The following is a 12,513-nucleotide window of genomic DNA, read 5'->3' on the forward strand; positions in this document are numbered from 1 at the left end:
CGGGGCGTAATAGCCCCGCAGTTTAGAGGAAGAGTCCGGGGCCCGGGCGACTTCCTTCGGGGAATCTGACGCCGACTTTGCCAATCTTGTTCCCGTCCATGACCGCGACGGTCCAGATGGTGTTGTTCCACTCCACCTGGTCGCCCACCACCGGTGCGCCGCCAACCTTCTGGGTGATGAAACGGCTCAGCGGCATGTCCGGGTCGATACCCTCAAGCTTGAGCCCGTACAAGGCGGAAACCGCGCCCAGCTGGGCGTCCCCTTCCAGTACGAAGTCGCCGAAGAAGCGCAAATCGAGGCCCCGTTGCGGTGCCTGGCTGAACAGTTTGCCCAGGGCCGGCAGGTTGTGTTCATGGCCGATCACACAGAGCAAATCGTCGACTTCCAGCACCGTACTACCCGACGGATGGAGCAGTTGCTGGCCACGAAACAGCGCGGCGATGCGCGTGCCTTCGGGCATTTTCAGCTCGCGCAGGGCCGCGCCGATGCACCATTTCTCGGCACCGAGGCGGTAGACGAACAGCTCCCACTCGCTGGTGACGTGCACTTCCAGCGCTGCCCGGGAAATCGGCGCCGGGTCCGGCGGTACGGTGACTTTAAGCAACTTGGCCACCCACGGCAGGCTGGTGCCTTGCACCAGCAGCGAAACCAGCACGATAAAGAACGCCAGGTTGAAGTACAGCTGGGCATGGGGCAGGCCGGCCATCAGCGGGAACACCGCGAGGATGATCGGTACCGCGCCGCGCAGGCCGACCCAGGCGATAAAGGCTTTTTCGCGACCGTGGAAGGCCTTGAACGGCAACAGGCCAACCATCACCGAAAGAGGCCGCGCAAACAGGATCATCCACAGCGCCAGGCCCAGGGCGGGCAAGGCGATGGGCAGCAAATCGTGAGGCGTGACCAGCAGGCCCAGCACCAGGAACATGCCGATCTGCGCCAGCCAGGCCATGCCGTCGAGCATATGCAGGATGCCATGGCGGCTGCGCACCGGGCGGTTGCCGATGACCAAGCCGCACAGGTACACGGCGAGGAAGCCGCTGCCGTGCAGGGCGTTGGTCAGGGCGAAAACGAACAGGCCGCCGGCGATCACCAGAATCGGGTACAGACCGTTGGCCAGGTTGATACGGTTGACCAACTGCAACATCAGCCAGCCGCCGCCCAGGCCCAGCAGGCCACCGATGCCGAACTCGCGAATCAGATGGGTCAACAGGCTCCAGTGCAGGCCGGTCTGGCCGCTGGCGAGCATGTCGATCAGGGTGACGGTAAGGAACACCGCCATCGGATCGTTGCTGCCGGATTCGATTTCCAGGCTGGCGCTGACCCGTTCGTTGAGGCCCTTGCCGCCCAGCAGCGAGAACACCGCCGCGGCGTCTGTTGAGCCAACAATGGCGCCGATCAGCAGGCCCTGGATGATATTAAGGTCGAACAGCCAGGCCGCGGCCATGCCGGTGAGGCCGGTGGTAATCAACACCCCCACCGTGGCCAGGGACAAGGCCGGCCACAGCGCCACGCGGAAACTCGCCACCCGTGTGCGCAAACCGCCGTCAAGCAGGATCACGGCCAGGGCGAGGTTGCCCACGAGGTAGGCAGTTGGGTAGTTATCGAAAATGATGCCGCCGCCATCGACACCGGCGGTCATGCCCACGGCCAGGATGATCACCAGGATCGGGATGCCCAGGCGGGACGAAAGGGAACTCACCAGAATGCTCGCACTTACCAGCAACGCGCCGATCAAGAACAGGCTGTTGATGGTCGTCGCATTCAAAGGCAGTACTCCAGAGCAGGGAAGACGGGGCGCAAACTGACCATGCAGTCTGCGTGCCAGCGATTCTAACCTGTTGAATTGCTGCGCTGTCAAAAAGCTTTTGTAGCTGCACATCGCTCAAATGTGGGAGCTGGCTTGCCTGCGATTGCGGTGTGCCAAGCGCCATGGGCGTCAGATGACAGATTGCTATCGCAGGCAAGCCAGCTCCCACAAGGTATGCGGTGTGAGCAAAGGCTTATTTCAGAGGCGGAAACGGCCAACCATCCCGTTCAGGTCCACGGCCAGGCGCGACAGTTCGTTGCTCGCTGCGCTGGTCTGGCTGGCGCCGGTGGCCGATTGCACCGACAGGTCGCGGATATTCACCAGGTTGCGGTCCACTTCCCGCGCCACCTGGGCCTGTTCTTCCGCCGCGCTGGCGATCACCAGGTTGCGCTCGTTGATCTCGACAATCGCAGTGTTGATGGTATCGAGCGACATGCCCGCGCCTTTGGCGATATTCAGCGTCGATTCGGCCCGCTCGGTGCTGTTGCGCATCGAATCCACCGCGTGTTCGGTACCCGTCTGGATACTGCCGATCATGCGTTCGATCTCGCTGGTGGACTGCTGGGTGCGATGGGCCAGGGCCCGTACTTCATCGGCCACCACGGCGAAACCACGTCCGGCTTCGCCGGCGCGCGCAGCTTCAATCGCTGCGTTCAGGGCCAGCAGGTTGGTCTGGTCGGCCAGGCCGCGGATCACGTCCAGCACTTTGCCGATATCCCGCGATTCATTGGCCAGGTCGCCAATCAGGGAGGCGGTGGCCTGCACATCAGCGCTCATGCGTTCGATGGCGCTGACGGTTTCCTGCACCAGGTCACGGCCGTCACCGGCAGAGGTAGTGGCGTTGCGCGAAGCTTCGGAAGTGCTCACGGCGTTGCGCGCGACTTCCTCAACGGCGCTGGTCATCTCGTTGACGGCGGTGGCGGCTTGTTCGATTTCGTTGTTTTGCTGGGTCAGGCCACGGGCGCTTTCGTCGGTGACGGCGTTCAGCTCTTCGGCGGCAGACGCCAACTGGGTGGCAGAGCCGGCGATGCGTTGCAGGGTGTCGCGCAGCTTGTTCTGCATCTTGGACATGGCGGCGAGCAGGCGCCCGGCTTCATCGTTGCCGTCCACGGTGATCGGGCGCGTGAGGTTGCCTTCAGCCACTTCTTCGGCGGCTTCAAGGGCGCGGGCAATGGGCAGGGTAATACTGCGGGTCAGCAGCCAGGCAAACAACACGGTCAGCGCCGTGGCAACCACCAACAGGCCCACCACCAGGTTGAAGGCCATGTCGTATTGGTCTTTGGCGCGCTGGTTGGTGGCGTTGGCGTCGTCGTTATTGATATCCAGCAAGCGGGTCAAGACCACGTTGACCTGCTCGGAGTTATTCAGCAGCTCGTTGTTCAGCAGGCTGCGCAGCTCGTCAATCTGATTGGCGCGCGACAGGCTCTTCATGTGCTCTTCAATCTGGCGGTACTGGCCCAGCAGGCGCACGTATTCCTCGTAGGCGTTGCGTTCTTGCGTACTGGCGATCAGTTTTTCGTAAACGCCCTGGGCCGTGCGAATCTGCTGATTGCGCAATTCGAAGGCTTCCAGGGTCTTTTGCTGTACATCCGGCTCGCGGTTGGTCAGCAAGCGGTACGACAACACGCGCAGGCGCAGGGTCAATTGGGTGAATTCGTCGAGGGCACGAATGCTCGGCACGCTGGCAGAGGTGATGTCTTCGGTGGCTGCGCGAATCTTGCTCATCTGGTTCAGGGCGAACACACCGAGCAACAACATCAGGGCGCCAATAAACGCGAAGCCGAGGAAGGCCCTCGGGGCGATATTCATATTACGAAGAGACATGCTGGAATCCTGGAGGGAAGCGCGATCCGTGCGGCCATGAGACGAGGTGTGCCTGCGTTATCGGCCCTGCGACTAAAGTCTTAAGGGGCTGCGCGCTTTTGTCGCATCAGACGAAGGGTTGGGGGGCTTGGAGGAACCAGATCGGGTAATTGCAGTCACTAAGGCTCGATAGTGCGGCCCGGCCCCGATAAATCGGGCTGCACGCCGGGGGATAACCCTGGCATCCGAGGTGAATTTTCTTTATCGTCACCGCCCTTTTTAAAAGCCCTGGAAATCAAAATGTTAGAAGCATCTCTCAGTCAATTGGAACAACTGGTCAGCGACCTGGTACAGCAGAATCAAGAGCTGCTGGGCAGCAACGAATCCCTTAAGGCCGAACTGGCTCGCGCCAAGGACGAAAACGACAGCCTGCAACTGAACCTGATGGAACAGGAAGAAAAGCACGGCGCCACCGCCGCACGCATCCAGGCACTGGTTGAGCGTGTGAGTGCAGGGCCTGTCAGCGCATGAATGAGGGGATAAAGGTCGTTTCGATTCTCGGAGAGGATTACTCGATCAAGGCACCGGCCGGCGAAGATCAGACCCTGATGCATGCCGTGACCATGCTCAAGGCGTCCCTGGCGGTTACCAAGAAAAAGTACCCGACCCTGATCGGTGACAAATTATTGGTATTGGCCGCGCTGAACCTGTGCGCCGAGCAGATCGAAATGCAACAGGCTCACCAGCAGGAACTCGACCGTTACCAAGAGCAAGTCAGCGCCACGGTCGAGGTGATTTCCAAGGCGATCCAGCCTTAGAACCACCCATCCTGCATCCCCAGGCACGTATCGTCGCGTGCCTCCAGAATCGCCAGTTCATGATGGCAGCTCGGTACTTCCCAGGTCAGGAAGTACCGGGCAGCCTGGAGCTTGCCCTTGTAGAAGGCCGCATCGGCCGCGTCATCCTTGGCCAGCCCTTCTTCGGCGCGGATCGCCTGTTCCAGCCAGCGCCAGCCAATCACCGTGTGCCCGAACACTTTCAAGTACAGTGCCGAGTTCGCCAGGCTGCTGTTGACCTTGCCCTGGGCGAGATCGGTCAGCAGGCCAATCGTGACGCTTTGCAGCCGGTTTACCAGTTGCTCCAGGGGCTCTCGCAGTGCCGTGAGTGAGGTGTACTTTTGCGCCCGGGCTCCGGTTTCGGCGATCAGGCGAATCAATTGCTTCAAGCCGGCGCCGCCGTTCTGCGCCAATTTGCGCCCGAGCAGGTCCAGGGACTGGATGCCGTGGGTGCCTTCGTGGATCGGATTCAAGCGGTTATCGCGGTAGTACTGCTCCACCGGGTATTCGCGGGTGTAGCCGTGGCCGCCGAGAATCTGGATCGCCAGTTCGTTGGCCTTGAGGCAGAACTCCGACGGCCAGGATTTGACGATGGGAGTGAGCAGGTCGAGCAGTTCGTGGGCTTGCTTGCGCTCGGTGTCGGTTGCCAGGGTGGTGGTGTCGTCGAACAGTCGTGCTGCGTAGAGGCCCAGGTCAAAGGCGCCTTCTACATAGGCTTTCTGGGTCAGCAACATGCGCTTGATGTCGGCGTGCTGAATGATCGCCACCGGTGTGGTGCTCGGGTCTTTGCTATCGGGCAGGCGCCCCTGAGGCCGTTCACGGGCATAGTCCAGCGAGTAGAGGTAACCGGCGTAACCGAGCATCACCGCGCCCATGCCCACGCCAATACGTGCCTCGTTCATCATCTGGAACATGCAGCTCAGGCCCTGGTGCGGTTTGCCCACCAGATAACCGACACAGTTGCCGTTATCGCCGAAGTTAAGTGCCGTGGACGTGGTGCCGCGCCAGCCCATCTTGTGGAACAGCCCCGCCAGCAGCACATCATTGCGAGCGCCCAGGCTGCCGTCCTCGTTGACCAGGAACTTGGGCACGATAAACAGCGAAATGCCCTTCACGCCCGCAGGTGCATCCGGCAACTTGGCCAGCACCATGTGCACGATGTTTTCCGACAGCGAGTGGTCGCCGCCGGAGATAAAGATCTTGTTGCCCTTGAGCCGATAACTGCCGTCAGCCGCTGGTTCTGCGCGAGTGCGAATGTCCGACAGGGAGGAGCCGGCATGGGGCTCGGTCAGGGCCATGGTGCCGAAGAAGCGCCCGTCGATCATCGGTTGCAGGAAGCGTTGTTTCTGCTCCTCGGTGCCGAAGCTTTCGATCAGGTTGGCAGCGCCCATGGTCAGGAACGGGTAGGAGGTTGAAGCGGCGTTGGCAGATTGGAAGTGGGCGAAGCAGGCTTGGGACAGCAAGGTCGGCAGTTGCATGCCGCCTGCTTCGAAGCTGCGGGCTGCGTTGAGGAAACCGGCCTCCAGGAAGGCGTCTACGGCGGGTTTGACTTCCGGGATCAGGATTGCTTGGCCGTTCTCATAACGCGGTTCGTTTTCGTCGTTCTTGCGGTTGTGGGGGGCGAAGTACTTTTCGGCGATGCTGCGCGCCGTGCTGATTGCAGCGTCGAAAGTTTCGCGGTTGTGCTCGGCAAACCGCTCACGCTGGGTCAGGCCCTCGGCATCGAGGACTTCGTACAGCTCGAAAGCCAGATTGCGGGAACTGAGCAGCGTCTCGGACATGGCGGATTACCTTTGAAGGAATTGGCCCGAGTCTAAGCGCGTGAATAGAGGCTGGATAGCAAGATTGATCTGGGTGATGGAAGGGCAGAACGCTGGCGCAAGGTGGAGCGCGATCAGTGTGGGAGCTGGCTTGCCTGCGATGAGGCTGTGCCAGTCGACATCTAGGTCACTGGCTCACCGCTATCGCAAGCAAGCCAGCTCCCACACTTTTACCGCGTTGTGTCAGTTAGCCGATGGTCATCAAGCTGGCGTTACCGCCTGCCGCAGCAGTGTTAACGCTCAACGCTCGCTCGATCACCAGGCGCTCCAGGGCAATCGCCGTCTCACCTTGAGACATGCCATGCACCCCAACAATCGCCCCACCACGCTGCGCCACTTGCTGGCACACCGCACGCAGTTGGTCGGAGTCACCGTGATGCAGGACGGCGTCAAACACCACGTCGTCCTTGGTCCAGTCGGCCACGCGCTTGATCTTCGTCTGAATGTCTCGCGGCAGGCGTGGGAACAGGGCCTTGGTCAGCTCGGTTTCCGGCCATACCGCCGAACCGCCGACGGCCAACACTGCCGCCAGTTGAGTCAGCAGATCGCCTTCCACGTCAGCCAGGCACAGCACGTGTTCACGTGGCAGGATCGCATAGCTGTTGCGTTCGCCGGTCGGGCCGGCCAGTTGGCGAGTGATACCGCTTTGCGACTGCGCCGCGAACTGCGTGCACAGCGCGCTCAGCTCACTGAACTTATGGCTGTCAGCCCAGGTTTTCAGAGCGGTCAGCGGTTGGCTCATGGCATCGCGCAGGCGTACGTCCGGTGCAGTCAATGCGTCGCCACGTACGAAGGATTGCTCGATCGCATCGGTAGGACGAGTCGACAGCAGGCGGTACAGATACAGCGGGCCACCGGCTTTCGGGCCAGTACCCGACAGGCCTTCGCCGCCGAACGGCTGCACGCCGACCACGGCACCCACAATATTGCGGTTGACGTAGACGTTACCGGCGTTGACGTTGTCGATCACCTTGGCGATGGTTTCGTCGATACGGGTATGCACGCCCAGGGTCAGGCCGTAGCCCGACGCATTGATCTGGCCGATCAACTGGTCGATTTCTTTGCGCTTGTAGCGCACCACGTGCAGTACCGGGCCGAAGATCTCGCGTTGCAGCTCGTCGAAGCTTTCCAGCTCGATCAGGGTTGGCATCACGAAGGTGCCGCGCTTGATCTCTTCACCGTCGGCAATCGCAACCTGATAGACGTTGCGGCCTTTGTCGCGCATGGCCTGGATGTGTTTCTCGATGCCGGCCTTGGCTTCGGCGTCGATCACCGGGCCAATGTCGACCGACAGGCGTTCCGGGTTACCCAGGCGGCATTCAGCCATGGCGCCCTTGAGCATTTCGATTACGCGATCTGCCGAATCTTCCTGCAGGCACAGTACACGCAGGGCCGAGCAACGCTGGCCGGCGCTGTCGAAGGCCGACGACACGACGTCGATCACCACTTGTTCGGTGAGCGCTGAGGAGTCGACGATCATCGCGTTCTGGCCACCGGTTTCGGCGATCAGCGGAATCGGGCGACCCTGGGCATCCAGGCGACCGGCGACATTGCGTTGCAGCAAGCGTGCAACCTCGGTGGAGCCAGTGAACATCACGCCTTTGACGCGCTCATCACCCACCAGGCGGGCACCGACGCTTTCGCCCTGGCCCGGTAGCAGTTGCAACACGCCTTCGGGAATACCGGCTTCAAGCAGGATACGCACGGCTTGGGCGGCGACCAGCGGGGTTTGCTCGGCAGGCTTGGCCAGCACCGGGTTACCGGCAGCGAGGGCCGCCGCGACTTGGCCGCTGAATATCGCCAGCGGGAAGTTCCACGGGCTGATGCACACCACCGGGCCCAGTGGGCGGTGGGCGTCATTGGTGAAGTCGTTACGCGCCTGCACCGCGTAGTAACGCAGGAAGTCCACGGCTTCACGCACTTCGGCAATGGCGTTGGCGAAGGTCTTGCCGGCTTCGCGGGCCAGCAGGCCCATCAACGGTTGGATTTCGCCTTCCATCAGGTCGGCGGCGCGTTCCAGGATCGCGGCGCGTTCGGCGGGCGGGGTGGCCTGCCAGATCGGCGCGGCGCTGATGGCGCACTGGATCGCATTGTCGACGTCTTCGACGGTGGCTTCCTGAACATGACCGACTACATCACGCAGGTCGGACGGGTTCAGTACCGGCTGTGCGGCTTCCTGGCTGGAGGCGCAACCGAGCATCGGCGCGGCTTTCCAGTTGTTGTGGGCGGTCGCCAGCAGGGCGCAGGACAACGACGCCAGGCGGTGTTCATTGGCCAGGTCGATACCGGCCGAGTTGGCGCGGTCGCTGCCATACAGGTCACGCGGCAGCGGAATACGCGGGTGCGGCAGGCCGAAGCCGCCTTCCAGCGTGGCCATCTGCTCAATGCTGGCCACTGGATCGGCCACCAGTTCCTGGATCGAGATCGATTGGTCGGCGATGCGGTTGACGAACGAGGTGTTGGCGCCGTTTTCCAGCAGGCGGCGTACCAGGTAGGCCAGCAGCGTTTCGTGGGTACCGACCGGCGCGTACACACGGCACGGACGGTTCAGCTTGCCTTCGGAAACCTTGCCCACCACTTGTTCGTACAGCGGTTCACCCATGCCGTGCAGGCATTGGAACTCGTACTGGCCGGGGTAATAGTTCTGACCGGCGATGTGGTAGATGGCCGACAGAGTGTGGGCGTTGTGCGTGGCGAACTGCGGGTAGATGGCTTCCGGCACCGACAACAGTTTGCGTGCACAGGCAATGTAGGAAACGTCGGTGTACACCTTGCGGGTGTATACCGGGTAGCCTTCCAGGCCCTCGACCTGGGCGCGCTTGATTTCGCTGTCCCAGTACGCGCCTTTTACCAGACGGATCATCAGGCGATGGCGGCTGCGGCGGGCCAGGTCGATGACGTAGTCAATCACATACGGGCAACGCTTCTGGTAAGCCTGGATCACAAAACCGATGCCGTTCCAGCCGGTCAGTTGCGGCTCGAAGCACAGACGCTCCAGCAGGTCCAGGGACAGTTCCAGGCGGTCGGCTTCTTCGGCGTCGATGTTCAGGCCGATGTCGTACTGCTTGGCCAGCAAGGTCAGCGACAGCAGGCGCGGGTACAACTCGTCCATCACGCGCTCGTACTGCGCACGGCTGTAGCGCGGGTGCAGGGCGGAAAGCTTGATGGAGATCCCCGGGCCTTCATAGATCCCGCGGCCATGGGAGGCTTTGCCGATGGAGTGAATGGCTTGTTCGTACGAGGCCAGGTACTTCTGGGCATCGTGTTCGGTGAGGGCGGCTTCACCGAGCATGTCGTAGGAGTAGCGGAAGCCCTTGGCTTCGAACTTGCTCGCATTGGCCAGGGCTTCGGCGATGGTTTCGCCGGTGACGAACTGCTCGCCCATCAGGCGCATGGCCATGTCGACGCCTTTGCGAATCATCGGCTCGCCGCTTTTGCCGATGATGCGGCTCAGGGACGAGGTCAGGCCCGCTTCGTTGTGGGTCGATACCAGCTTGCCAGTCAGCAGCAGGCCCCAGGTGGCGGCGTTAACGAATAGCGATGGGCTGTTGCCCAGGTGCGGTTGCCAGTTGCCGGTGCTGATCTTGTCGCGGATCAGCGCGTCACGGGTGCCTTTGTCCGGGATGCGCAGCAGCGCTTCGGCCAGGCACATCAGCGCCACGCCTTCCTGGGACGACAGGGAGAATTCCTGCAGCAGGCCCTGGACGATACCGGCACGGCCACCGGCGCTCTTCTGGTTGCGCAGTTTTTCGGCAATGGTGGCGGCCAGCTTGTTGGTGGCTTCGGCCATGTCTGCCGGCAGGCGCGCCTGCTCGATCAGCATCGGCACCACTTCCGGTTCCGGGCGGCGGTAAGCGGCGGTGATCGACGCGCGCAGTACCGATTGCGGCAGGATGCTTTCAGCGAACTCAAGGAAGCACTGGTGGGCGTGGTCAGCCTGGATCTCGCCCGCGTCTTCGGCGTCCTTGCTGCTCAAGCCATTGAGCTCGGACAGGGTTGCACCACCCTCGAGTTTCTCCAGGTAATTGAAAATTGCCTGCTTGATCAGCCAGTGCGGCGTGCGATCAATGGAGGTCGCGGCGGCCTTGAGGCGTTCGCGGGTCGGGTCGTCGAGTTTGACCCCAAGGGTGGTCGTTGCCATTTTCTTATCCTCATGGGTGCCACTACCGAGTGGCATCTGCTGGCGGCAAGATTAGCTTTGCCCATGCAGAGGTGCAACCGGGTGCAACCCTTTTGTTCAGGAAATTTTCGACGGTTGATCGGAAAAAAACAGGCCTTCGACAAAATCCGCTTTGCATTGGTGCATTTGCTTCTGAGATCGGCTGTTCTTGCTCCGAAAAGGAGCAAAAACAGGGCGTTTGTCCTAAATCACGCTTGGGTGCAACTTATTCGCAAGAAACTGGTTGCACCTTATTTGCTTTGTTGAATAGCATTCGCGCACCAAGGTGCAACCACCTCTAAGGTTTGGTTCATCGGCTGGCGGCTTTCCTGGGGAAACGCCAGTCATAAATGCGCGGCTAGCAGGCTCGTCTACTTAGGTTATCAACCCGTAGCGAACTGACAGACCGTCGCTACATAAAAACAAAGCCAGGGCGTCACTCATATGAGCGTTAGCAATCCAACCCTGATCACGTTCGTGATCTACATCGCAGCAATGGTGCTGATCGGCTTGATGGCCTATCGCTCCACCAACAACCTTTCCGATTACATCCTCGGCGGTCGCAGCCTCGGTAGCGTGGTGACAGCTTTGTCGGCCGGTGCTTCCGACATGAGCGGCTGGTTGTTGATGGGCCTGCCGGGCGCCATCTACATGTCCGGCCTGTCGGAAAGCTGGATTGCCATCGGCCTGATCGTCGGTGCTTACCTCAACTGGCTGTTCGTGGCCGGCCGCCTGCGGGTGCAGACCGAACACAACGGCGACGCCCTGACCCTGCCGGACTACTTCTCCAGCCGCTTCGAAGATAAAAGCGGCCTGCTGCGGATCATCTCCGCGGTGGTGATCCTGGTGTTCTTCACCATCTACTGTGCTTCCGGCATCGTCGCCGGTGCCCGCCTGTTCGAAAGCACCTTCGGCATGTCCTACGAGACGGCGCTGTGGGCCGGTGCTGCGGCAACGATTGCCTACACCTTTATCGGTGGTTTCCTGGCGGTGAGCTGGACCGACACCGTGCAAGCCACGCTGATGATCTTCGCGCTGATCCTTACGCCGATCATCGTGCTGCTGGCGACCGGCGGTGTAGACACCACTTTCCTGGCCATCGAAGCCAAGGACCCGACCAACTTCGACATGCTGAAAAACACCACCTTCATCGGCATCATCTCGCTGATGGGCTGGGGCCTGGGCTACTTCGGCCAGCCGCACATCCTCGCGCGTTTCATGGCGGCCGATTCGGTGAAGTCGATCGCCAAGGCACGTCGCATCTCCATGACCTGGATGATCCTGTGCCTGGGCGGTACCGTGGCAGTGGGCTTCTTCGGCATCGCCTACTTCTCGGCGCACCCTGAAGTGGCAGGTCCGGTGACCGAAAACCCTGAGCGTGTGTTTATCGAACTGGCCAAGATCCTGTTCAACCCATGGGTTGCCGGTGTATTGCTGTCGGCGATCCTCGCGGCGGTGATGAGCACCCTGAGCTGCCAGCTGCTGGTGTGCTCCAGCGCCCTGACCGAAGACTTCTACAAGGCGTTCCTGCGCAAAGGCGCGTCCCAGCTTGAGCTGGTGTGGGTCGGTCGCATCATGGTGCTGGTCGTGGCCTTGATCGCCATCGCCATGGCTGCCAACCCGGAAAACCGCGTACTGGGCCTGGTCAGCTACGCCTGGGCCGGTTTCGGCGCGGCCTTCGGCCCTGTCGTACTGATCTCGGTAATCTGGAAACACATGACCCGCAACGGCGCACTGGCCGGCATCCTGGTTGGTGCGATCACCGTGATCGTGTGGAAACACTTCGAACTGCTGGGCCTGTACGAAATCATCCCTGGCTTCATCTTCGCCAGCCTGGCGATCTACTTCGTGAGCAAGATGGGCGCACCGACTGCCGGTATGGTCGAGCGCTTTGATGCGGCGGAAAAAGACTACAACCTCAACAAGTAATTGCGATGGGCGCTGAACGCCCCTCCAGTTGAAAAAAAGCGGCCCGCGTCCTTTGGATGGCGGGCCGTTTTTGTTTCCGCAGGTCAAGCTCATTGCCTTCGAGGAGGACTGGGTGAAGGCAGCGGTAGGACCTTACTGATTTGCCGGCGATGCTCCCGG

Annotated in this window: 7 protein-coding genes and 1 pseudogene; 3 read left to right on the plus strand and 5 right to left on the minus strand. The window is 61.3% G+C overall.

Annotated features, from left to right (window positions below; translation table 11 throughout):
• Positions 1 to 22: 22 nt before the first annotated feature.
• The 3 genes and pseudogenes from TX23_RS13230 to TX23_RS28780 form a co-directional block, all read right to left on the minus strand.
• Positions 23 to 1,765 (minus strand): potassium/proton antiporter, encoded by a 1,743-nt coding sequence (locus tag TX23_RS13230; protein WP_057702530.1) that lies wholly within the window; start codon positions 1,763 to 1,765, stop codon positions 23 to 25.
• A 240-nt stretch (positions 1,766 to 2,005) separates the two neighbouring features.
• On the minus strand, positions 2,006 to 2,878 hold the full coding sequence (locus TX23_RS28775; protein ID WP_407071382.1) for a methyl-accepting chemotaxis protein: 873 nt from the start codon (positions 2,876 to 2,878) through the stop codon (positions 2,006 to 2,008).
• A gap of 30 nt (positions 2,879 to 2,908) precedes the next feature.
• A pseudogene (locus TX23_RS28780) lies at positions 2,909 to 3,631 on the minus strand (MCP four helix bundle domain-containing protein); the annotation flags it as partial.
• A 279-nt stretch (positions 3,632 to 3,910) separates the two neighbouring features.
• Between TX23_RS28780 and TX23_RS13240 the strand changes: the two are divergent.
• Together TX23_RS13240 and TX23_RS13245 are read left to right on the plus strand one after the other, a co-directional pair.
• Entirely contained in the window at positions 3,911 to 4,141 is a 231-nt protein-coding gene (locus TX23_RS13240) for a hypothetical protein (RefSeq protein ID WP_003187970.1), read from the plus strand.
• Positions 4,138 to 4,428 carry a cell division protein ZapA gene (locus TX23_RS13245; RefSeq protein ID WP_005784113.1) on the plus strand — a complete coding sequence of 97 codons (291 nt, stop codon included), beginning with the start codon at positions 4,138 to 4,140 and terminating at the stop codon, positions 4,426 to 4,428. The genes TX23_RS13240 and TX23_RS13245 overlap by 4 nt, the downstream gene beginning before the upstream one ends.
• Here TX23_RS13245 and TX23_RS13250 read toward each other — a convergent pair.
• The gene (locus TX23_RS13250) at positions 4,425 to 6,227 is read right to left on the minus strand and encodes an acyl-CoA dehydrogenase (RefSeq protein WP_057702532.1); all 1,803 of its coding nucleotides are present in this window, start codon (positions 6,225 to 6,227) and stop codon (positions 4,425 to 4,427) included. The genes TX23_RS13245 and TX23_RS13250 overlap by 4 nt on opposite strands.
• A 226-nt stretch (positions 6,228 to 6,453) precedes the next feature.
• Positions 6,454 to 10,407, minus strand: coding sequence for a trifunctional transcriptional regulator/proline dehydrogenase/L-glutamate gamma-semialdehyde dehydrogenase (putA, locus tag TX23_RS13255; RefSeq protein WP_057702533.1), 3,954 nt, complete (start codon positions 10,405 to 10,407; stop codon positions 6,454 to 6,456).
• Positions 10,408 to 10,869: 462 nt separating this feature from the next.
• Here putA and putP point away from each other — a divergent pair, with 462 nt between their 5' ends.
• Entirely contained in the window at positions 10,870 to 12,354 is a 1,485-nt protein-coding gene (gene putP, locus TX23_RS13260; protein ID WP_043050728.1) for a sodium/proline symporter PutP, read from the plus strand.
• Positions 12,355 to 12,513 lie beyond the last annotated feature (159 nt).

It is taken from the genome of Pseudomonas paralactis, from assembly GCF_001439735.1.
Lineage (GTDB): Bacteria > Pseudomonadota > Gammaproteobacteria > Pseudomonadales > Pseudomonadaceae > Aquipseudomonas > Aquipseudomonas paralactis.